Origin of the sequence: Natrinema salaciae, from assembly GCF_900110865.1 — an archaeon.
Taxonomy (GTDB): domain Archaea; phylum Halobacteriota; class Halobacteria; order Halobacteriales; family Natrialbaceae; genus Natrinema; species Natrinema salaciae.
Window position 1 is genome coordinate 744,903 of the sequence record NZ_FOFD01000001.1, and the last position, 22,455, is coordinate 767,357.

At 67.0% G+C, this 22,455-nt stretch carries 20 protein-coding genes; 14 read left to right on the forward strand and 6 right to left on the reverse strand.

From position 1 onward, the window contains the following. The first annotated feature begins 51 nt into the window (after positions 1-51). Both BMX07_RS03630 and BMX07_RS03635 read left to right on the forward strand, forming a co-directional pair. Entirely contained in the window at positions 52-1,587 is a 1,536-nt protein-coding gene (locus BMX07_RS03630; RefSeq protein WP_090613825.1) for a DUF790 family protein, read from the forward strand. A gap of 108 nt (positions 1,588-1,695) precedes the next feature. Then, positions 1,696-2,148, forward strand: coding sequence for a response regulator (locus tag BMX07_RS03635; protein ID WP_090613828.1), 453 nt, complete (start codon positions 1,696-1,698; stop codon positions 2,146-2,148). 94 nt (positions 2,149-2,242) lie between these two features. Here the strand turns inward: BMX07_RS03635 and BMX07_RS03640 are convergent, their stop codons facing one another. Then, on the reverse strand, positions 2,243-2,779 hold the full coding sequence (locus tag BMX07_RS03640; protein WP_090613831.1) for a DUF7122 family protein: 537 nt from the start codon (positions 2,777-2,779) through the stop codon (positions 2,243-2,245). Next, positions 2,779-3,687 carry an RsmB/NOP family class I SAM-dependent RNA methyltransferase gene (locus BMX07_RS03645; RefSeq protein ID WP_090613833.1) on the reverse strand — a complete coding sequence of 303 codons (909 nt, stop codon included), beginning with the start codon at positions 3,685-3,687 and terminating at the stop codon, positions 2,779-2,781. Before BMX07_RS03645 ends, BMX07_RS03640 begins: the two co-directional genes overlap by 1 nt. A gap of 152 nt (positions 3,688-3,839) precedes the next feature. Between BMX07_RS03645 and BMX07_RS03650 the strand changes: the two genes are divergently transcribed. The 6 genes from BMX07_RS03650 to BMX07_RS03675 all read left to right on the forward strand — a co-directional run bounded on the left by BMX07_RS03650 (position 3,840) and on the right by BMX07_RS03675 (position 9,161). After that, the gene (locus BMX07_RS03650; RefSeq protein ID WP_090613836.1) at positions 3,840-4,535 is read left to right on the forward strand and encodes a class I SAM-dependent methyltransferase; all 696 of its coding nucleotides are present in this window, start codon (positions 3,840-3,842) and stop codon (positions 4,533-4,535) included. A gap of 80 nt (positions 4,536-4,615) precedes the next feature. Further along, complete coding sequence (locus BMX07_RS03655) at positions 4,616-5,362, forward strand: proteasome assembly chaperone family protein (protein ID WP_090613839.1); 747 nt, start codon at positions 4,616-4,618, stop codon at positions 5,360-5,362. Positions 5,363-5,518: 156 nt separating this feature from the next. Next, positions 5,519-7,000, forward strand: coding sequence for an amidase (locus BMX07_RS03660; protein WP_090613842.1), 1,482 nt, complete (start codon positions 5,519-5,521; stop codon positions 6,998-7,000). A 114-nt stretch (positions 7,001-7,114) separates the two neighbouring features. Next, the gene (locus BMX07_RS03665; protein ID WP_090613845.1) at positions 7,115-7,957 is read left to right on the forward strand and encodes an aldo/keto reductase; all 843 of its coding nucleotides are present in this window, start codon (positions 7,115-7,117) and stop codon (positions 7,955-7,957) included. Between the two features lie 151 nt (positions 7,958-8,108). After that, positions 8,109-8,879: a hypothetical protein gene (locus tag BMX07_RS03670; RefSeq protein WP_090613848.1), complete on the forward strand. Its 771-nt coding sequence runs from the start codon at positions 8,109-8,111 to the stop codon at positions 8,877-8,879. Positions 8,880-8,969: 90 nt separating this feature from the next. Continuing rightward, positions 8,970-9,161, forward strand: coding sequence for a DUF7333 family protein (locus BMX07_RS03675; RefSeq protein ID WP_090613851.1), 192 nt, complete (start codon positions 8,970-8,972; stop codon positions 9,159-9,161). A 54-nt stretch (positions 9,162-9,215) separates the two neighbouring features. Here the strand turns inward: BMX07_RS03675 and BMX07_RS03680 are convergent, their stop codons facing one another. From BMX07_RS03680 to BMX07_RS03690, 3 genes are all read right to left on the reverse strand, one after another. Next, complete coding sequence (locus tag BMX07_RS03680) at positions 9,216-10,451, reverse strand: AGE family epimerase/isomerase (RefSeq protein ID WP_090613854.1); 1,236 nt, start codon at positions 10,449-10,451, stop codon at positions 9,216-9,218. A gap of 119 nt (positions 10,452-10,570) precedes the next feature. Next, positions 10,571-11,542 carry a phosphoadenosine phosphosulfate reductase family protein gene (locus BMX07_RS03685; RefSeq protein ID WP_090613858.1) on the reverse strand — a complete coding sequence of 324 codons (972 nt, stop codon included), beginning with the start codon at positions 11,540-11,542 and terminating at the stop codon, positions 10,571-10,573. Between the two features lie 192 nt (positions 11,543-11,734). Then, the gene (locus BMX07_RS03690) at positions 11,735-12,265 is read right to left on the reverse strand and encodes a DUF7097 family protein (protein ID WP_090613861.1); all 531 of its coding nucleotides are present in this window, start codon (positions 12,263-12,265) and stop codon (positions 11,735-11,737) included. A 134-nt stretch (positions 12,266-12,399) separates the two neighbouring features. Between BMX07_RS03690 and BMX07_RS03695 the strand changes: the two genes are divergently transcribed. The 4 genes from BMX07_RS03695 (at position 12,400) to BMX07_RS03710 (ending at position 18,074) form a co-directional block, all read left to right on the forward strand. Next, positions 12,400-14,940, forward strand: a complete 2,541-nt coding sequence (locus BMX07_RS03695; RefSeq protein ID WP_090613864.1) for a methyl-accepting chemotaxis protein — start codon at positions 12,400-12,402, stop codon at positions 14,938-14,940. Between the two features lie 132 nt (positions 14,941-15,072). Further along, positions 15,073-15,768: a CPBP family intramembrane glutamic endopeptidase gene (locus tag BMX07_RS03700; protein ID WP_090613867.1), complete on the forward strand. Its 696-nt coding sequence runs from the start codon at positions 15,073-15,075 to the stop codon at positions 15,766-15,768. Between the two features lie 97 nt (positions 15,769-15,865). Then, entirely contained in the window at positions 15,866-16,240 is a 375-nt protein-coding gene (locus BMX07_RS03705; RefSeq protein ID WP_090613870.1) for a DUF192 domain-containing protein, read from the forward strand. 301 nt (positions 16,241-16,541) lie between these two features. After that, entirely contained in the window at positions 16,542-18,074 is a 1,533-nt protein-coding gene (locus BMX07_RS03710) for a (R)-citramalate synthase (protein ID WP_090613872.1), read from the forward strand. Positions 18,075-18,169: 95 nt separating this feature from the next. Here the strand turns inward: BMX07_RS03710 and BMX07_RS03715 are convergent, their stop codons facing one another. Then, the gene (locus tag BMX07_RS03715; protein WP_090613875.1) at positions 18,170-18,370 is read right to left on the reverse strand and encodes a hypothetical protein; all 201 of its coding nucleotides are present in this window, start codon (positions 18,368-18,370) and stop codon (positions 18,170-18,172) included. A 269-nt stretch (positions 18,371-18,639) separates the two neighbouring features. Between BMX07_RS03715 and BMX07_RS03720 the strand changes: the two genes are divergently transcribed. Then, on the forward strand, positions 18,640-20,310 hold the full coding sequence (locus BMX07_RS03720) for a right-handed parallel beta-helix repeat-containing protein (protein ID WP_090613878.1): 1,671 nt from the start codon (positions 18,640-18,642) through the stop codon (positions 20,308-20,310). 205 nt (positions 20,311-20,515) lie between these two features. Then, positions 20,516-22,321 carry an asparagine synthase-related protein gene (locus BMX07_RS03725; protein WP_090613881.1) on the forward strand — a complete coding sequence of 602 codons (1,806 nt, stop codon included), beginning with the start codon at positions 20,516-20,518 and terminating at the stop codon, positions 22,319-22,321. The last annotated feature ends 134 nt before the right edge of the window (positions 22,322-22,455 follow it).

Below are 22,455 nucleotides of genomic sequence, written 5' to 3' on the forward strand. Positions count from 1 at the left end.
TCGAGCCGCCGTCCGAGCGACTTTTGGCGATTCCACACCGACACGACGTAGATGCTGACGAAGGACCTGCTTCGCGTGTCGCGCGCCGGGGGCGGCTACCGCCCCCGGTTCGCCGGCCGCGAACACCGCCCGCTCGCGGCCCGCGTCATCGGGACGTATCAGGGCCACGTCGGCGAACCGCAGAGCGCGCTCGAGACGGCGCTCACGGACCTCGAGCGCGACGCGGACGATTTCAAACTCGTCCGCGGGCTCTCGGCGCTGCTCGAGCGCGAGGCGACCATGGAGACGGACGCGGCGATCGACCCCGAGCGGGCCCGCCGAGCCGCGTTCGAGGCCGCCGAAGCGGTCGGCGTCGTCACCGACGACGAGCGCGTCACGGCACTCGTCCGCGCGGGCGACTCGCTCGGGCTGTCGGCGGACGACCTCGAGACCGCGCTCTATGCCGATCTCGAGGAGCGGCAGGTCCTGACCGCGGTCGAGCCGCGGTGGGATCCGGACGGGCTGGTCGCCCAGTACAACCTGTCGCTGGCGCAGACGGCGCTGTTCGACGCGATCGAGGTACGCGTTCGTTCGAGCGACCCGAAAGCGCTGATCTCGGCGATCAAGCGACTGCGGCTGATGTACGAGATCAGGCGGCTCGAGGACGATTCGGCGGACGGTGTGGCGGGCGTCTCGGAGCGCGAGGTCGTCGTGACGGGGCCGACGCATCTCTTTCGTGCGACTCGACGGTACGGCACGCGCTTCGCGCGGCTCCTGCGGACGGTGGCGGCGGCCGACCGGTGGCACCTCGAGGCGACGATCGACGACCGCGGCACCGAGCGTACGCTCGAACTCTCCCACGACGATCCGGTTCGGGTGCCGGACGCCGAGCCGGTCGCGACGGTCTCGTTCGACAGCGGCGTCGAGGCCGACTTCGCCGGGCGGTTCTCGGCTCTCGGCCTCGAGTGGGAGCTCGTCCGCGAACCCGAACCGCTCGCGACGGGGACGCGCGTGATGATTCCCGATTTCGCCTTCGAGTACGAGCACGGCGACTTCCGCGTCTTCTTCGAGATCATGGGGTTCTGGACGCCGGAGTACGTCGACAAGAAGCTCTCCCAGCTCGCGGCGCTCGAGGACGTGGACATGCTGGTCGCGGTCGACGAATCGCTGGGCGTCGGCGAGGAGATCGCGACCCGCGACCACCGGGCGATACCCTACTCGGGCACGGTCCGGGTGAAAGACGTCGCCGACGTCCTCAGGGAGTACGAACGGCAACTGGTGGCCGAGAGCGCGGCCCGGCTGCCCGACGAGCTCCGGCCGGACGAGGACGCGATCGAACTGGCGGCAGTGGCCGAGCGCCACGGCGTCAGTGCCGACGCGCTCGACGACGCGTCGTTCCCCGAGCACGAACGGGTCGGCCGGACGCTGATCCGGCCCGCCGTCCTCGACGCACTCGGCGAGGAGATCGACGCCGGAATAGCCCTGTCGGACGCCGAAGCGGCGTTCGAGGAGTACGGCATCGCCGACTCGAGTGCGATCCTCTCGCGGCTGGGCTATCGCGTCGAGTGGGAGGGGCTGGCGGGCGGGACGGTCGTGGACCGAACGTGATAGATAATCGGATCGGCGAACCGAGCGTCGGCGATTCGTCCGGCGGCGGGTCCGATCCAACGTGCTTCGTGACTAGCCTTAACCGTCTGACGCACCTGATACAGTACAGTGTCCCCTTCAGCATCTAGCGATCCCGTCTCTCTCTTGCTCGTCGAGGACAATCCCGGCGACGTTCGGCTCATCGAGGAAGCCTTCAAATCGGCGGGCTTTGCCACGACGTTTCACACGGTCGCCGACGGTGATGCCGCGCTCGAGTTCCTGCAGACCGAAGCGACGGCCGACTCCGGCCCCGATCTGGACCTCATGCTGCTCGACCTGAACCTGCCCAGAACGGGCGGCTTCGAAGTTCTCGAGACGATCAAGAACGATCCGGAACTGGCGTCGCTGCCGGTGCTCGTCCTGACGAGTTCGGAGGCGACGGAAGATGTCGTCAAGAGTTACGAACTGTGTGCGAACGCGTATCTCACCAAGCCGACCGATCCCGACGCGTTCGCCGACATCGGCCGCGCGGTGGAAGCGTTCTGGATCGACGAGGCGACGCTCCCGTCCGTCCCGTCGTGACGCGTTCGCCGGCGTCCGCGAGGAGGTCGTCGAGACGCGCCGCAAGGTGGTGCGGGCCGCCCGACGCCCGCTCTTTTCGTTCGGATCCGTCCCGCTACGCCTCGAGGTCCCGCTGTCGCCCCTTCGGGACCATCGAGCGCAGTTCGCCGTGGACGTAGAGACCGACGCCGATGGGTTCGCGCTCGCCGGCGATCTCGTGGGCGGCGACGAGATACCCCCAGTCGCCGTCCCACTCGAGTTCCTGGTCCTCGCCGGCCGCGAACCGCCGGGCGGCCTCGCGATCGAGTTCGATGACGCACTCGGTCGCCGCCCGTCCGAAGCGCTGGACGAAGTCCGTCGTGGGCTTCCAGTGTTCCTGGCGGGTGCGGAGGCAGGTCATGCCGATCGCCTCGATCTCGATCGGCGTCGGCGCGTCGCCGCCGTAGATCCAGATCTTGCCCGCCCCCTTCTCCCAGAACGTGTAGCCGTCGAACGTCGCCGGCGGGACGCCGAACCGGTCCGCGAAGTAGTCGACGACTTCCGCGCGCGTGGCTCGCCCATCGACGGTGCGCTCCGCCGCGGTGGCGGGCAGCCGGTCGAACCGCTGGCCGTCGTTCGTCGGCGCTGCGTCGGCGTTGCGTCCGTCGCCCATTACGCGGTCACCTCCAGTTTCGCGACGAAGAAGCCGCCGGTGTCGTTCTGGTGGGGGTAGATCCGAGCCGCGTTCTCGAGGCTCGAGTCGAAGGTCGCGCCGTCCCACTCGGTCACACCCGTGGCGTGCTCGAGGTCGAGATCGAAGTCGACGACGCGACAGGATTCGGTCTCGAGCGCGTGCTGTACGACGGCCTCGTTCTCCTCGGGGGCGAAGGTACAGGTCGAGTAGACGACCGTCCCGCCCTCGCGGGTGGCCTGGATCGCGCGGCGGAGGATTCCCTTCTGGATGCCCGCGACGGAGGAGATGTGCCCCTCGGACCAGTTGTCCAGGGCGTCGGGGTTCTTCCGGATCGTCCCCTCGCAGGAACAGGGGGCGTCGACGAGAGTCCGATCGAACGCGTCGAAGTCGAACCGCTCGAGGGAGTAGTTCCGCGCGTCGTCGTTCGTCACCGCGAGGCTGGTCGCGCCGAGTCGCTCGGCGTTGAACCGGAGCGCCGAGATGCGCCCGAGGTTGTTGTCGTTCGCGACGACCGTCCCGCGATCGTCCATCAGCGCCGCGAGCTGCGTCGCCTTCCCGCCGGGCGCGGCACAGCAGTCCCAGACCCGCTCGCCGGGCTCGGGCTCGAGGACGACCGGCGGCACCGCCGACACCTCCTCCTGGCCGTGCGTGAACCCGTGAAACGACGTCCACGTGGACCCCGGGGAATCGGTCTCGAGGTCCAGGACGCGTGGGTTCCAGTCGGCCTGCTCGTAGCCGACACCCTCCCGCTCTAGGGCCTCGAGCGTGCGCGCCACCGAGGCCTTGATCGTGTTCACGCGGACGGCGTTGCCGAGCGGCCGCTCGCAGGCGGCGAGAAAGGCGTCGAAATCGTCGATAATCGATCGGTACCGCTCGAGTGGCTCCATCGGCTGCGGGTTCGAGCGCCCGTCGCTTGTGGGTTTCGAAGCGGACGGAATCGCCGCACCGGCGGCTGCGATCGAATCGAACCGATCGCAATGGTGGTGGACAGAACTATACAATATCGTTTCTAATTGTTCGCTAATGGGTGTACTTGGTCATGGATGAGCCGACGTTCGAGGTCACCGACTGCGCCGTTATCGGACGCACGTTCGAGGAGTACGCGGCCATGTTCGACCTCGAGCCGGCCGAACTGGCTGCCGGTCGGGTACTCGACTGTCCGTCCGGCGTGGCGTCGTTCGTCGCGACCGCGTCCGAACGGGGTATCGACGCGGTCGGGGCCGACGTCGTCTACGACCGGCCGCTCGAGGAACTCGCCCGGCGGTGTCGCGACGATCGGGAGTCGGTCGGCGAACAGCTTCCCGAGAAGCGGACGCTGTTCGAGTGGTCGTTCTACGGCTCGCCGGCCGAGCGACGCCGGTATCTCAGGCGCGCGTCCGAACGGTTCCTCGCGGACTACGCGACCGGCGGGGCGGGGAATCGGTACGTCCCCGCGGCGCTCCCGTCCCTGCCCTTTCGCAGCGATTCGTTTTCGCTCGTCCTCTCGTCGCACTTCCTGTTTCTGTACGGGGATCGGTTCGACGCCGAGTTCCACCGCGAGTCGCTGCGGGAACTCGCCCGCGTCGCGACCGACGAGGTGCGGGTCTATCCGCTCCAGGGACTCGACGCGGAGCCGTCCGCACACCTCGAGCCCGTTCGCTCGACGCTCGAGGACGAAGGGTACGAGCCGCGGCTCGAGCGGGTTCCCTTCGAGTTCCAGTCGGGATCGACGGAGATGCTCGTCCTCTCGCCGTGACCCGAGCGCAGCCCGAGTTCGGGTCCCGTCCCGGAACCACCCGCCCTCGATTTTATGCCGCCGACGGTCGATGTCGAACTATGGCAGGCATTCGTGTACAGGGCTCGGACGCCGAACTCGAGGAGCCGACGCTCGTCGAGGGGTTTCCGGGCGTCGGCCTCGTCGGAAAGATCGCGACCGACCACCTCGTCGAGCAACTCGACATGCGCTACTACGCGAGCGTTCATTGCGAAGGGCTCCCCCGGATCGGCGTCTACCGGGGCGGTGATCGGACCGCGCAACCGCCGGTGCGGCTCTACGTCAGCGAGGAGCACGATCTGATCGCCCTCCAGAGCGACGCACCGATCTCCTCGCAGGCCGTCGCGAACGTCGCCGATTGCCTGACCGGGTGGATCGTCGATCGGGGTGCCACGCCACTCTACCTCAGCGGCCTCCCCGCCGAGCGCGACGACGAGGATCGACCCGACATCTACGGGATCGCCACCGGCGACGGTGCCGAACGGCTTGAGGCGACCGACATCGCGGTCCCGCCGGAGGACGGCGTCATCACCGGGCCGACGGGGGCGCTGATCAACCGGGCTGCACAGGAGGACTACGGGAGCCTCGGCCTCGTCGTCCAGTGCAACCCGCGGTTTCCGGACCCCGAGGCCGCGAGCGTCCTGCTCGAGGACGGCATCGGCCCGCTCGCCGACCTCGAGGTCGACGTGCAGGACCTCGTCGACCGCGCCGAGGAGATCCGGGCGAAACGGGAGCAACTGGCCCAGCAGATGCAGGCGATCGGCCAGGACGAGAGTTCGCAGGCGCAGCCGCTGCGGATGTACCAGTAGCCCGTTCGGCCGGTCGGGAGCTTCCGTAGCCGTCGAGCCTCGAGCCCTCGGCTCTCGGCTCTCTGGACGCCACGACCGATGACGGCGGCCGGATTCACGCCCGAACCCGTCGAACCGCGAGGTAACATATATCACGGCTCGTGTGGGTGTTGTGGTATGTCACGCGAACACGACCTCACTCGCCTCTCCGCGACGACTCTCGCGTCCCGAATCCGGGACGGCGACGTCACGGCGACCGAGGCCGTCGAGGCCCACCTCGAGCGAATCGACGACCGCGACGACGAGATCAACGCCTTCGTCACGGTCTGCGACGACGAGGCGCTCGCGGCCGCCGCCGAAGCCGACCGCGTGCTCGAGGGGAGCGAGGTGCAACGCGCCACGGATAGTCGCGCGGGGAGCGAAGCGACCCGCGAGACGGGCGAGTCCGTGGGTCCGCTCCACGGCGTCCCGCTCGCGCTGAAGGATCTCGGGTCGGAGAAGGCGGGGGTTCGACACACCTACGGGTCGGCGCTCTTCGCGGACCACGTCTCGGAGCGGACCTCGGCGATCGTCGAGCGCCTCGAGGCGGCCGGCGCGATCGTGATCGGGAAGACGAACACGCCGGAACTGGGTCACAAGGGGACGACCGACAACGAACTCGTCGGCGCGACGGCGTCGCCGATCGACACCGACCTGAACGCGGGCGGCTCCTCCGGCGGGTCGGCCGCGGCGCTCGCGGCGGGACTGACGCCGATCGCGACGGGCAGCGACGCGGGCGGCTCGCTGCGGATTCCGGCCGCAGCCTGCGGCGTCTACGGGTTCAAGCCGACCTTCGGACTGGTACCGGACGACGGTCGTCCGAGCGCCTTCGGCCGGGAGCTCCAGCACACGACGAAGGGACCGATGACCCGCACCGTCGAGGACGCCGCACTGTTGCTCTCGCTGCTGGACGGCCCGCACCCCGACGATCCGAACAGCGTCCCCGTCGACGTCGACTACCGCGGCGCCCTCGAGCGGCCAATCGACGACTACCGGATCGGGTACAGTCCCGACCTCGACGTCTTCCCGGTCGCGGACGACGTCGGTGCGGTCGTCGACGACGCAGTCGCCGCGCTCGCGGACGCGGGTGCGACGGTCGACGAGATCACCGTCGACCACGGCTACTCGATGGCCGAGCTGAGCGAGGCCGCGATGCCGACGTATACGACCTCCGTCCTCGAGAGCGCGACCGTTATCGAGGAGGCCCACGGCGTCGACTTCCAGGAGCGGGCCGACGAGGTCTCCGACAGCCTGCTCGCGATGCTCCACGTCGGCGAGGAGCACGGTGCCGACGACGTCGCCCGATCCGGGATCGTTCGGACGGGTGTGTACGACGCCGTGCAGGACGTGCTCGCGGACTACGACCTGCTCGTGACGCCGACGCTCTCGCGGGCGGATCTCGGCCTGCACGCCGATCTCGGTGCCGAGGCCTGGGAGTGGCCGCTGACCTGGCCGTTCAACTGGACCGGCCACCCCGTCGCGTCCGCTCCTGCCGGGCTGACCGAACGCGGCCACCCCGTCGGTCTCCAGCTCGTCGGTCGGCGGTTCGCGGACGACGACGTGCTCGCCGCAAGCGCCGCGCTCGAGCGGGAACGGCCCTGGGAGCACCTGTACGAGTGACCGGCGTCCCGTTCTCGCGGCCCGTCGGTCCCGGGCGCTCGGAATCCCTTGTCGCAACGCGAACCGCTGACCGCTACCCAAACCCCTTTTCGCGCGCTAGCCCTTCGTCCGGGCATGGGAACTGACGACGCCGAAACGATCGCACCAGAGATGTGTCCGTCCGCCAACGGCATGCCGATGCTCGGCCTCGGCACCTGGCAGAACGACGACGCCGAGCAGTGCGCCGAGAGCGTCCGGACGGCGCTCGAGACGGGCTACCGACACATCGACACCGCCCAGGCCTACGAGAACGAGGCGGCCGTCGGCGAGGGCATCGCGCGGGCCGACGTCGACCGCGAGGAGGTCTTCCTCGCGACCAAGGTCTGGATCTCGAACCTCGCACACGACGACGTCCTCGAGACGGCACGCGAGAGCCTCGATCGGCTCGGCGTCGAGTACGTCGACCTGCTGTACGTCCACTGGCCGTCACGGACCTACGACCCGGCGGAGACCCTGGCCGCGTTTTCCGAACTGTACGACGAGGGGCTGGTCGAGAACGTCGGCGTGAGCAACTTCCAGCCGGAACAGCTCGAGGAGGCCGTCGACGTCTGCGACGCGCCGATCTTCGCGAATCAGGTCGAACTGCATCCGCTGCTCCCTCAGGAGGAGATCCGAGAAGCCTGCGACGACGACGACGTCGAGGTCGTCGGCTACTCGCCGCTGGCGCGCGGGCAGGTCTTCGACCAGCCCGAGATCCAGGCGGTCGCCGAGAAACACGACGCCAGCGAGGCGCAGATCAGTCTCGCCTGGGCGCGCGAGAAGGGCGTGACGGCAATTCCGAAGGCGACCGGTGCGGACCACATCGGCGACAACTGGGAGTCGCTGACGGTCGAGCTGGATCGGGAGGACGTCGACCGGATCGATGCGATCGACGAGACGAGCCGCGAAGTCGATCCCGGCTTCGCGCCCTGGAACTGATCGCGCAGCCGATCGCCGGAACGCGGGCCAGTGTCGGTCCCTGAAACCGGCCGAGAACCGTTCTCGGCCCGGGTGAGCGGATCGTCGGGAACGTGTTATCGGGGCAGAAAAAGCAGGAAAGTTTACGGTACACCGGCTTTTTGGCTCGCGTATGTCTACCCGCTCGCGAAGCGGTGGCGGTGGTGGGTTCGTCGGCGCGATCAGGGCCGACGTTCAGCGGTTACACGGTGCCTGGATGGAGATCGTCTTCCCCCGGCAACGTGGCCGCGGCCACTCCGTTATGGGCAAGTGGAAACCCGAGAGCGTCCCGCAGAAGGTCGGCTATCACGGCTGGAGCGTCCTCGGAATCATCGGCTTGCTCGTTCTCTATCCGCTTACCGTCCTCGGTCTCGCAACCCGCTACTACGCGGCGAAACTCGACTCGACCCGAACTCGCCTCGGCATCGTCGGCGTCACGGGCATCGCACTGCTCGGCTGGGGACTATTGACGATCGCCTGGGGTGCGATGTCGTACATGGACCAGGTCGACATCCCCCTGGACGCGGTCCTCGCAGTCGCCGCAGCGAGCGGCGTTGCGACCGTCGCAACCGCACTCGCCGCGACGTCCGCGAAGGTCGGCGGCCGGGGCCTGACGGTCGTGCTCGCCTATCCGTTCGCGATGACGGCGCTGTTTCTCCCGCCGGTCGTCGCCGCGCTCGTCACGCCGTCGCTGCATCCGTACGTCCTCGACCCCAGCTACGACTTCGCCGTCTGGGTCCTGGACAACGTGCTGTTCGTCGGCGGAATCAGCGAGTACCTGCGGGGCAACTACACGCTCGAGGGTGCGGCCTACGCGGGGATGTGGTTCGGGCTCTCGTTCCCGCTCGGCTGGTTCTTCGGGATCGTCGTCGCGCTGGCGAATCTCGTTCGTCCGTCGCAGTAGGCCGATACACCGGTTCCGGTTTTGCGCAACCGTCGTGAACGGACTGCCGATTTCCGATACCATTAGGTGGCCGGTTCCTAACGCCCGCACATGGAGTTCGACCTTCCCAAGACGGCAGCCGTGTTCGTCGTCGTGATCGCAATCGGTCTCGGCGGCATGATCGGTATGGACATGATGCCGACGGATACGATTATGATGATGGTCGCACCGTCGATGATCGTCTTCGGCCTGCTCATGCTCGCACTCGGCGTCAAACACGGCGAGTACCGGTCGACGCGCTGATCGATTCGGTCGGTCGCGACCCGAACCGCCGACTCGGACCGGAGACGATTTCTCTCAGCCGGCGTCCGCTCGAGTCCCGAGCGCGTCCACCCCGTCGGCCGCGAGCGCCCGCGTGACGAGCCAGCAGTTCGTGAGCGGGTGGTAACCGGGCTCGACCGCCGGGCCGTGGTTCGGGCCGTCGCGGTCGTGCTCGCGCGTGACCCGTTCGTACCAGTTGCCGTAGCGCGGATTGATCAGGTGCGTCCCCGCGTACTCCCAGAGTCGGTCGTACCACTCGAGGACGTCCGCCGACCGTCCGTCGGCGTCGCGGTCGACCCGGCTCAACAGCGCACTCGCACCGATCGCCTCGGCGTGGACCCAGCCGTACTTGTCGGCGACGATCGGCTCCCCGTCGTCCGCGACGGTGTAGTAGAGGCCGCCGTGCTCGTCGTCCCAGCCCAGATCGACGGCGGCGTCGAAGAGCGTTCGAGCACGCTCGAGCAGCCAGTCCTCGGGACGGTGCTCCGCCAACAGCGCCAGCAGTTTGGCCCACTCGGCGTGGTGTCCGGGCTGGTATCCCGGCGGCCGGAACTGGTGGCGGGGACTGTCCTCGTTGTACGAGAGATCCGGCTCCCAGGACTCGGTGTAGTGCTCCCAGAGGAGCCCGTCGGTCGCCGCGGTACCGTCCCGCGTGACCCGATCGGCCACGGTGTACGCCCGCTCGAGGAACCGGTCCGCGCCCGTGGCCTCGTAGGCGGCGAGCAGCGCCTCGCAGGCGTGCATGTTCGCGTTCTGCCCGCGGTACGGCGCGAGTTCCCAGTCCGGCGACGCGCGGGCTGCGTAGCGACCGTGGTCCAGTTCCCAGAACCGCTCCTCGAGGACGCCGAACGCGCGCTCGAGTTCGTCTCGAGCGCCGGCGATCCCCGCCTGTAACGCCCGAGCGGCGGCGAGCAGGACGAACGCGTGGCCGTAGCAGTACCGCGTCCGGTCGGTCGGCGTCCGCCCGTCGAGGTGCCAGTCGTACCCTCGCCGCGCGTCGTCCCAGTGGACCGTCGCGAGGAACTGGAGGCCGTGTTCGGCGGCGTGTTCGCACCAGTGGGGACCGTCGGCGAGGACGCCCAGACTGAAGTTGTGGACGCCGCGGGCCGTCGCGACGAGGTGTTTCGTCCGCGCGTCGTAGACGTGGCCGTCGCGCTCGTCGAGCTGTGCGACGTAGCCGCCGACGGTCGTGTCCAGACAGTCCGGATAGTAGAAGTTCAGCACGTCCCGAAACCGGTGGCGGAGTCCGGCCCGCGTTCGGTAGACGGTCATACCTGCCCGTTCGATCGAGTCGAAAATAAAGCCGTTCGAAAGCGAATCGCCGCGGTTCGACGAGGCTCGAACGGCAGCGCGTCGGAGCGAATCGGTCGAAAACGGGACAGGGACGCCGCTTACATGTAGCCGAGGTCGCGCAGGCGCTCCATCAGGTCCTCCTTGTCCTGGGCGCGGCCCGCGCGCTCGGTGGTCCCTTCGAGGTCCTGGAGCCAGGCGGGTTCCTGGTCGCTCTTTTCCGTGCTGACTTCGCTGCCAAGCGAGCGGAAGCCGGCGAAGTACTTCGGCGAGATCGGCACGTCATCCTGGGAGACGCCCTCGGGGAGGTCGTCGTCGGCCTGCGGGACGTACCCCTCTTCGGGGAAGTTCTCGACCGTGTCCGGCACCACGAAGTTCCAGAACGCGTCCCAGACCGCAGCCTCGTCGAACTGCAGGATGGGCTGGATGCGGTCGTGGGGCGGGTAGATGTCGGGGTCGTGGCGCGGCGAGAAGAACGTCTCGTCGGCGCGGGCCTCCTGTTCGTCCCAGCGGACGCCGGAGATGACGCCGTCGATGTCGTGCTCCTCGAGCGCGTCGTTGAGCGCGACCGTCTTCAGCAGGTGGTTGCCGACGTAGGTGTCCAGCAGGAACGGGAACGTGTCCTCCTCGTACTCGAGGATGTCCTCGACGTGGTGCTGGTTGTGCTCCGAGAGCGCCGAGATGTCGATGTCGTCGCCGGGCTCGAGGCCGTTCTCGTCGACGTACTCGCCGACGTCCTCGTTGCGCGCGTAGATGACCTCGAGATCCCACTCGTCGGCCCAGTGGTCGACGAAGTCGTGGATCTCGTCGAAGTGCTGGTAGTGGTCGATGAAGACCGCCGGGGGCACCTCGAGGTCGAAGCGGTCGGCGACCTCCTTGATGAAGTACAGCGTGAGCGTCGAGTCCTTGCCGCCGGTCCACATGACCGCCGGGTTCTCGTACTCCTCGAGGCCCTCGCGGGTCACTTCGATCGCCTTCTCGATCTTGTCCTGAATGTGGGGATACTCCGCGGGCTCTTCGCCTTCGCCGTCGGAATAGTCGACGGCTACGTAGTCGGGAAAGTTCTCGGCCATCTCGTAATTAGATATAATTAGGAGGTGTAAATCCTTTGTGTCGGCGGAAAGCTCTGTCGGGACTCCGGACCGATCCGCCCCATCCCGTCGAGAGTCGCTCGTCCGCCCGGGGACGGCCGCCTCGAGCGGCTGGCTGGCGAGCCGAGTCGATGCGCAAGCGTCGACGGTCCCGGCAACTATCGCGACAGCCGTTCACCGCTCGTCCTCGTCGTATCGCTCCGCCGCCGACTCGAACCCGAGCTCCGACTGTTCGCGACCGCGGCGCTCCTCGAGGGCTGCGATCGCGTCGGGGTCCGGCGCGGCGTCGTCGGTGATTCGCGCCCACGAGTTGTGGACCTTCGCGTGACACCATCGGCAGAGGTAGATCGTGATCTCGTGGGAGAGCGTCTCCCCGTCGCGAGCGTACGAAAGATGGTGTTCCTCGAGCAGCGGCCGCTCGTCGTCGTGAGCGATCCGTTTCTCCTCGAGGCTGCAGCGGACGCACTCGCGGTCGCGGTTGCGCGAGCGAAAGTGCGGACAGTCGCCCCACGACCAGTCCGATTCCGGGTCGACGACGGGACACTCGTAGTCGTCGTCGGCCCGGTCGCGTGCGAACGCGGGGTCGTGGCCGTAGTGGTCGACGGCGTACCGACACGTCCCCTCGCCGGTGAGATAGTCGCAGACGCCCGCGAACTCGTACGGGTCGTCGACGCCGACGGAGGTTCCCTGTGGCGTTTTCTCCATGCCCGAGTGCCGAGTTCGAGTCGGATCGATTTGAATCCTCCGCGCGCAGCGTCCGTCGCGGTCACCGGCCCGTTGGCGGAATGAATGATGTAATTATTCGTAAGAGATAAGGGATACCATTGCGGGCATCAACTATGGTGGGGACTGTACGACAACTTGTACCATCGATCATTCGACGGAGTTACGCGCTCAAATTTGGGATCGTACTGCTCGTCCTGGGGATCACGGTCGGCTCTCTGGGGCTCGTCGCGACCGCAGCGCTCACCGATAGCGTCGAGGCGACGGTGCTCGAGGACCAGCAGGACGCCGCGGTGCAGGAGGCCCAGGCGATCGATAGCTGGGACCAGCGAAACGCACAACTCGTTGCGTCGGCGGCCAACGCTCCCGTCTTCGGCTCGGGAAACGAATCGGCTATCGAAGCCTACCTGCAGGAGACCTATCAGAGTTTCCCGAACGGGCGGATGAACGCGATCTACGTCAACACCTCGACCGGCGAGATCCAGGGGAGCGTCGATACGAACGCCGCGACCATCGAGGATCTGTCCTTCCCGAACCGTGACGAGCTCGACGAGGACCTCTCGAGCCACAACATCCAGCGAACCGAGCCGTACGCGATGCCCGACGAGTCCGGACTGGCGTTCGACTCTCACGCCGTCGTCTCGTACTACGTCGGCGTCGGCGACGCCGACGACCGAGCGCTCGTGATCACGTTCAACCTCTACGATCGGTCGACGGAGATGCTCTCGAGTACGGATTCGGAGACGGTCGTGACGGTCGTGGACGGCCAGGGCCGAATCGTCGGCGACGACGCGTACCTCGGCTACGAAGACGGCCAGGAAGCGGTGACGTTCTTCGAACCCTACGACGACCGCAACGGGCTCCTCAAGGCCGCGCGGGAGGGACCGGGCGCGACGAAAATCGACGGGGAACCGCCCGGCGTCCTGAACACGGAGCCGTACAACTTCGACCCCGACGGGTACGTCGTCGGCTATCACACGACGGCCGACGGGTGGGTCGTCCTCGTCCACACGACTAACGCGGACGCCCTCGGCTTCGTCAATACGGTCGATCGGTTCGGTACCGCGGTCACCCTCGGCGTCGTGCTCCTGATCGGCCTGTTCGGTGCCGTACTGGGCCGGAACACGGCAATATCGATCGATCGACTGACGCGAGCGGTCGGCGAGATGGAGGACGGAAACCTCGACGTCGAGGTCGAGAGCGAGCGGATCGACAACATCGGCCGGCTCTACGACGGCTTCACCTCGATGCGCGACGAACTGAAGCGGAAGATCACCGAGACCGAGGATGCTCGGGCGACGGCCGAACGCGAACGCGAGCGCGTCGAGCGGATCAACGAGGACCTCCAGCAGGCGGCGGCCTCGTACTGCGACGTGATGGAAGCGGCCGCGGACGGCGACCTCACCGCGCGGATGGATCCGGACGCGTCGGAGAACGAGACCATGCGGGCGATCGCGACCGACTTCAACGAGATGCTCACCGAACTCGAGGGAACCGTCGAGAACATCAGTCGGTTCGCCACCGAGGTCGCGACGGCCAGCGAGCAGGTCACCGCCTCGAGCGAGGAGGTCAGATCCGCGAGCGAGCAGGTCAGCGCGTCGATCCAGGAGATCTCGAACGGTGCGGACGACCAGTACGAGTCGCTCCGGTCGGTCGACGCGGAGATGAACACGCTCTCGACGACGACCGAGGAGATCGCCGCCACGTCGAACGAGGTCGCCGACGTCGCGGAACGGACCGCTCGAACCAGCCGCGAGGGCCACGACGCGGCTCAGGCGGCAATCGACGCCTGCGAGCACCTCGAGACCGAGCGGGACGCGGTCGTCGAGGAGTTCGAGCAGCTTCGCAACGAAGTCGGGCAGATCGACGAGCTAACCGACAGCATCGCCGAGATCGCCGAGCAGACCAACATGCTCGCGCTCAACGCCAACATCGAGGCGTCCAGATCCGCGTCCGCCGAGGACGACGGCGGGTTCGCCGCGGTCGCCGCCGAAGTCAAGGAACTCTCCCAGGACGTCAAAGACGCCACCGACGAGATCGGTGCCCGCCTCGAGCGGATTCAGGACCAGACCGAGCAGTCGGCGGACGAGGTCGACCGGACGAGTCGCGAGATCGAACGCGTCCACGACCTCGTGACGGACACCGTCGCCTCGCTCGAGGAGATCGCGGAGTACGCCCAGGAGACCAACGACGGCGTCCAGGCGATTTCGACCGCGACCGAAGAGCAGGCCGGGTCGACGCAGGAGGTCGTCGCGATGGTCGACGATATCGCGACGATCGCCGAGGAGACGACGGCCGAAGCCGAGACCGTCGCCGCGTCGGCCGAAGAGCAGACGTCCGCCCTGACGGCAGTGTCCAGGTCGGCCGACGACCTGTCCCAGCAGGCGGTGACGCTCTCCGAAGCGCTGGATCGCTTCGAGACCGACGCCGACGGGAGCGCCGGGCCCGTCGATTCGCTCGCGGCGATACCCGATCCCGGAACCGGCAGTGACGGGTCCACACCGGACGACGGCGAGCGGAGCGAACCGGATCACGACGGCGAACGGAGCGAACCGAACCAGGACGGCGAACGGAACGAACCGGACGACGCGGCATTTACGTTCGGCCAGGAACCGGCGACGCCGGACGACACCCCCGACTCGACCGAGGACAGCTGAGAGCGACTCGAGGCCGCGTACTGGCCCGCGAATATCGATTCCGCGGCCGAACGCCGGAGCTCGGCGACGTCCCGACTACCGGTTTCGAACCGTTTTAGTTACAGCACAATATAGTTGAAATACTGATAGCACATGGCTCGGTCGACCCCTACCGAGATCGCTGCAGTCGTCGTCGCCGGCTGGATCGGTCTCGAGTTCGCGCTTCGGCGCGGCCTCGTCGCCGGCGCTGCTGCCGTCGGAATCGATCCGCTGGTGGCGGACTATCTGGTCCTCGCGGTCGGCTTTCCGCTCATCGCGGCGATCCTCTCCAGGTACGCGCTCGAGCGGGGGGACACCCGCGAATCGTGGGGATGGGACTGGGCACCGCGGAACCTCGGTCTTGGCGTCTTCGCTGCGGTCGTCGGGTTCGGCCTGCTCGCCGGTGCCTCGCAGATCGACGCGGCGCTGTTCGGCCTCGACGAGGCGGGCCAAGCGGTTGGCGAGGGACTGGCGGCCGCGTTCGAAGCCAGCCCCGCGCTCGCGGTCCTCTTTCTCGTCGGGAACGGACTCGCCGCCCCGATCGCGGAGGAACAGGTCTGGCGGGGGATCGTCCAGACGACGCTCGTCGACGAACGGGGTGCGGCCGTCGGTATTGCGGTGACGGCGGTCCTGTTCGCGCTCAAGCACGTGATCGTCGACCTGTCGGTGGTTCGTCTCACGACCCTGCTGACGCTCGGACTCCTCTTCGGCGTCGTTCGCCATCGGTGGGGAACCGCGAGCAGCGCGGTTACGCACGTCCTGCTCAACGTCGTCTCGTCGGCGAGCATCGTTGCGATGGCGTTCCTCTGAGCGGACTGAATCGGACGGGGCCGACGTCGACCCGCCCCAAGGACCCGACCCGCCGTCGGCGAGAAGGTTTTTGCCGGTACCGGTTCGACTCGAGGGCGTGCAACTCGTCCACGAATCGGCTGGGGACGCCGCTTCCGGCGAGGGGACCGACCGCGAGACGCTGGCGACGACGGTCGACCTCGCGGACTCGATCCTGAGCCGGACGCGAGGGCTCATGTTTCGGCGATCCGTGCCGGACGACTACGCGTTGGCGTTCCCGTTCGATTCGGCCACGACGCGCGACCTTCACATGCTGTTCGTCTTCATCCCGATCGATGCGGTCTGGGTCGTCGACGACGTCGTCCAGCGCGTCGAGACGCTCCGGCCGTGGCGGAGCCTCGCTCGGGCGGAGGCCGACCTGATCGTCGAACTCCCCGCAGGCACCGCGGTCGACGTCGACCCCGGCGATCGGCTGGTTCTCGAGACCGGCTGACGGCGAGGGCGTCCGTGCGGGGCTGCGATCGCTCGACCACCCATCGGCGTCCAAACGCGATTGCGTTCGACCGCCCACGCCCGAGCTGGGAGCCGAATCGCAGCTATCGGGTCGCGTATCGAACCGGAACGGGAGCGACGCGAGCCGTGACCGGCGGATTTAAGTCAGCATGAGACGATAGCCCACAGTACAATGGCACGAGACTCCATCTCACTGCCGCACGACGAGGATAGAGGAAGTCGGGGCGACCCGGCTGGATGCGAAATTCTCCGACGAACGTAACCGCAGTTCACCACCACTCTTGCCTGTAACTCACTCCGCCGACCAGACGATCGCATCGGACCGTACAGTGCGCCTTCTCGACACGACGCTTCGCGACGGCGAGCAAGCCCCGGGCGTCTCGCTCTCGCCCGACGAGAAAGTCGAGATCGCTCGAGCGCTCGAGCGAGCCGGTGTCGCCGTCATCGAGGCCGGGAGCGCCTGTACCGGCGCGGGTGAGCGACAGGCGATCTCGCGGGTCACGGATCTGGACCTCGACGCGCGCGTCACCAGCTTCTGTCGCGGGATGAAAGGCGACATCGACCTCGCGCTCGAGTGCGACGTCGACGGCGTCCACATCGTCGTCCCCTCTAGCGACCGCCACATCGAGGAGAAAGTCGGCACCTCCCGCGAGGACAACCTCGAGGCGACGGCCGAGCTCGTGTCCTACGCTCGAGACCACGACCTCTGGGTCGAGGTCATCGGCGAGGACGGCTCGCGGGCCGACCTCGACTATCTCGAGGTACTGGCCGAGACGTCCCTCGACGCGGGTGCGGAGCGATTCTGTTTCGCCGACACCGTCGGCCACACCGGACCGGAACACACCCACGAGGCGGTCTCCCGGCTCGCCGAACTCGGGCCGGTCAGCGCTCACACCCACGACGACCTCGGACTCGGCGTGACCAACGCGCTCGCGGCCGTCTCGGCCGGTGCCGATCTCGTTCACTGCACCGTCGACGGGCTCGGCGAACGCGCCGGCAACGTCGCCCTGGAAGAGGTCGCCATCGCCCTCTCGCACGTCTACGACGTCGACACCCTCGAACTCGAGGAGGTGTACGATCTCGCACAGATCGTCTCGCGCGTGACCGGTGTCCAGCTCCCGCCGAACAAGGCCGTCATCGGTGAGAACGCCTTCACGCACGAGAGCGGCATCCACACCGACGGGACGCTCAAGGACGACAAGATGTACGAGCCGTACGCGCCCGAAACCGTCGGCCGCGAGCGCCGGCTCGCGCTGGGGAAACACACCGGCCGCGCGGGCGTCGCGGCGACGCTCGAGGAGCACGGCGTCGAGGCCGACGGCGACGAAATCGCGGAGATCGCGACCCGCGTCACGGAACTCGGGGACCGCGGTCGTCGCGTCACCGACGCCGATCTGCTGGCCATCGCCGAGGACGTCACCGGCGAGGATCGAGACCGCGTCGTCGACCTGCTCGATCTCACCGCCACCAGCGGGGGTGCCGTCCCCACTGCGAGCATCCGACTGACCGTCGACGGCGAGGAACGCGTCGCCAGCGGGACCGGGTCGGGTCCCGTCGACGCCGCCGTCTCGGCCATCCGCGAGGCGCTCGGCTCGATGGCCGACGCCGAACTCGAGTCCTACCACGTGGACGCGGTCACGGGCGGCACCGACGCCGTCGTCACCGTCGAGGTGACCATGGTTCGCAACGATCGCTCGGTGACGGTCGCCCGCAGCGAGGCCGACATCACCCGTGCGAGCGTGACGGCGATGGTCGACGCGCTCGATCGATTGCTCGCGGCCGACCAGCGGCCGCTCGCACCGGCCGACGACTGACCGGGAGCGAGTCGACCGGCGGTTGCGCGGCTCGTTTTTCACGATTCTCGTGATCCAGACTGGCAGTCGGAGCGGTGCCGCCTGGCCGATCGTGGTCAGCCCTGCCGGAAGGGATCGCTGACGACGTTCCACGGATCGAACAGGTAGACGCCCGCGAGAAACAGGGCGAGGGCGACGACGAACAGGCGAGCGAAATCGATCGCCGAGGACGGCACACCGAGGTCGAGCGTTGTCGCCATTATGGCTGCGACCCCGATCCAGAGGCTTCCGACGATCAGTCGCTTTCGAGGGTCCATAGTCGATAGTTCGGCTCGCATCGCTTGAAAGACGTTTGGTTTCGGATACGTTCGAACGAGAACGTGCGTCGTACGCTCGGGCTATCGGAATCGTGACCGGCTATAGTCGTCGGTTTCTCGCCGACGGCGACGGGGTGGATCACGTCTCGGATGGGACTACCTACCGACCGCCTCGGCGACCGTTGCAGGGAGGAAACGGACCGACCGACGTTCGCTGACGCACAATTATCAGTAGAATGGGTATAACAAATCCGGGAATTCGTGACGGTATGCTCGTGATGGACGAAGACAATCAGGAAGATCGATCGGGAAGCGCTCGCGGTGAGACGTCGCGTCGTTCGTACGTACGAATGCTCGGTGCCCTGGGGATCGGTGGCGCTCTCAGCGGTGTCGCCGCGACGAGTTCGCGGAACGCCGGTATCGCCGCGGCGCAGAGTCAGGAGGCCGCGTCGATAGCTGTGAGCGACTCGGGAACGACGGTCGACGACGACGTGTCGCACCTCGATTTCGGGGAGTCGATCTCGGTGACCGACACCGATGCGGACACCGTTACCGTTCGCGGCGAGACGAACCCGAACGTCGTCGACGTCCGCGACGATCTCGGCGTCGAACCCGAGGCGGACGACCTGTGGGGCGCGATCGAAGATCACTACTACTCGTTCGAACCGACGGAACGAAACCACTGTTACAAGATTCCCGCGGGGACGTGGTACGTCGACACCGACAACGTCCACTTCGGGGCCCACGAGTTTCTGGGGATCGTGGGCGAACCGTTCGCCGTCCTCGAAGTGACCGATCAGGACGTCGACCGTCTGATGACCGTCGGAACCATCGACACGTCGCTTCCGAACGCCCAGCGAACGGTCCTTCGGAACGTTCAGGTCGACATCAGCGGCGAGTACGACGCCGGCATCTGTCGCTGGTACACCTACAGGTACGGCCTCATCGAGAACGTCTCCATGCGCGGGCAGCGCAACAAGCGGGAGCCGACCTACGGTGGCGACCTCCACACGATCATGGTCGACGGGAGACTACCGACCACGACGAACGTCATCAGGAACTGTCACCTCGTCAACGGTGACACGTACTACGATCGGGACTCCCACTTCGGGTTCGCGATCCCCTTCGCCTCGGAGATCTACAACAGGGGGACGAATCACTGGGAGAGTTGCAAGGCGGCGGGGTACATCTCTCACGGATTCTACGTCTCGCACGATTCCGGTCGAAACGTTCTCTCCGATTGCCACACGCACAATTGTGGTGCCGCACACATCCGGCTCGGAACGAACGATTCGGCACAGAACTGCCGGATCTCGATGACCGAACACCCCGGGGTTCCGTGGACGGGACTCTGGCTCGAGGACGACGGGAACCAACGAATCGACGGACTGAACGTGACGAACGAGGTCAGGAAGAATACCGAATTAGTTCGGTTGACGCAGGACGGTCCGGCCCGCTTGACGAACGTGTCCCTCACCGACACGGGAACCGACGGCCGCGCCATTCGTATCGACGACAGCGGCGATGCACAGGCGGTCTTCGACCGCTGTTCGCTGACGGATCGGACGAGCCCGTCAGTTTCCGATTACGCGGTCTCCGTCCGATCGTCGCGGGTGACGTTCACCGACTGCGAGTTCGACGTTTCGTCGCAGTCGTCTACCGATCGCCACGGTCTCTTCGTCACCGACGGTGACGGCAGCATCGATCGGATCAGAATCGACGGCTGTTCGATCGATTCCGACGACGCGAGCCTCCGGTTCGCCGAGAGCGGGGCCGATCACTCGGTCGAGAGCTCGTTCTTCGACGGGCTCGTCATGAGCGATCCCGATACGGAACTCTCGAACGTGCTGTGGACGGGCAACCGCCACTACGGCGAAACCGACTTCCGCGGTGAACGGGTGCAGTGGCAGGGCGACTTCAATTTCGGGTACGAGCTCTAGTCCCGCGCTCGCCGACCGTCGGGCATCGCCGCCAACGCACCACCCGCATCCGATCGGGCCGTCGATCGGGAGGCCACTGCGAGGGAGTCGGCCCGCTTTTAGGACGCCCCGTCGCACCGACCACTGCGGTCGAATCACCGTGAGAGATCCGTTCGACTGATTTAACTGCTGAATAATAATCCCCTTCGAGTGGTTCCCCTCCAGTATGCCTGGAATTACGGTTCTCGGAGAGCCGACTGCCGACGATGTCGTCGACGACGTTCTCGACTCCGTTCGGTTTACCGACGCCTATCAGCGCCACAACGTCCGGACCGATGACCCCATCGTCGCGTACACGAAGTACGACGAGTATCCGGTATCCGTGTTCGAAACGGAGGCGTCGACAGTCGTGCTGGAAGGGTATCTCTACGGTACCGCGGACGTCGACGCGGCGGTCTCGGAAGCCGCGACGCTGGTACGCGAGGGCGACACCGAGGCGCTCTCGGAGTGGGTGGCCGCCAGAGACGGCGACTTCCTGCTCCTCGTTATCGACGACGCGGACGGAACGATGTGGGCCGTCAACGACGCGTTCGGGCGACTGCCGACCTATCGCGCGACGATCGATGGGACGACGGTCGTCACGCGCGAGCTCAAGGTCGTTCGAGAACTGGGTCGGGCACTCGGCGACGAACTCGAGCCCGATCCGATCGCCCTCGGGCAGTTGCTGCTCCTCGGCTACCCGCTCGGGACGCGAACGCTGTACGCGGGGGTCGAACGGCTTCCGCCGGGATCGCTGCTCGAGGTCGGCGCGGAGTCGGTGACGTCGACACACGAGTTCGAGTTCGACGTCCACGCGAACGGGAATCGACGCGTCGAGGCGAACGCCCGACGGCTCCGGGATCAATTCGTCGAGGCGTGCGAAAACCGCGCCAGCGTCTCCGAGGAAACGCTCATCTCGCTCAGCGGTGGCCTCGACTCGCGGGCGGCGATCGCCGGGTACACTCGCGTCGATGGGACACTGACGGCCGCGACATCGATGCGAGCGGACGGCGCGAACACCGCCGAAGTCAACGTCGCACGACAGGTAGCGAACGCGCTCGACGTTCCCTGGGAGTCGTACGTCGTCGACAGGACCGATCGCCACCGCGAAGCGCTGCTCGACATGACGCAGGGAATGAACAACTTGAGCATGTCCCTGGGTCTCAACTTCGCCGAACAGGTGTCGGCGGACCATCCCCGCGCCACGTTCATCACTGGTGACGGCGGCGACAAGGCGTTCCCCGACCTGACACCGTCGAAAGACGTCGATTCGATCGACGAACTCGTGGACGCGATTCTCGACGATCAGCAGGTGTACTCGCTCGAGGACGTGGCTTCCCTCATCGACGCCGACCCGGACACGCTCCGCGCGTCGATCCGGGACAGACTCATCTCGTATCCCGAGTCCGACCACGACGGGAAGTTCGTTCACTTCCTCGTTCGCGAGCGCGGATTCAACTACCTCAACACCGGCGAGGACCGGACGCGATACTACCTGTGGTCGACGACGCCGTTTTACTCCCTGCCGTTTTTCACCGAGGCGATGGCGTGTCCGCCCGAACAGAAGCGGCGGACGAACCTCTACCGTGAGTTCCTCGCCGCGCTCGATCCGAACACCCTCGACGTCGAGTACGTCGATTACGGCGCGCCCATCGATTCCCTCGAGTACCGCGTCAAGCACGCCGGCTACGAGTGGCTGTCCGAGCACCCCGCACTCAAAAAACGGGTCCTCCAAATGCTGGGTCGAGGCGGCGGCTCGTCCGGACAACCACCGACCGCCCTCGTCGACGCGACGAGCAAACCCGACGAGCTGGCCAGCCCGTTCTCGAGCGAGACGGTCCGTCGAATCACCTGGTCGCAGGGCGGCTACAACACTCACCAGCAGTACCTACTGCTGACGCTCGTCGCGGCCCTCTCCCGGGACGCTGCCGAGCCCGAGTCAGCGGTCGCCGACCGCGATCAGTCCCGTCCGCCGACGATCAACCAGTCGTAACGCCTCCTGCCACCTGTCTACCGACGGGGCTCGACGCTGTCGATTCGTCGCCGAGGCCCCGTGCTCCGGGCGTTCGTCGTCGAGGGCCCCAGCGACGTGCCGACCGTTGGGACGGCGACGTCGATCACGGAGCC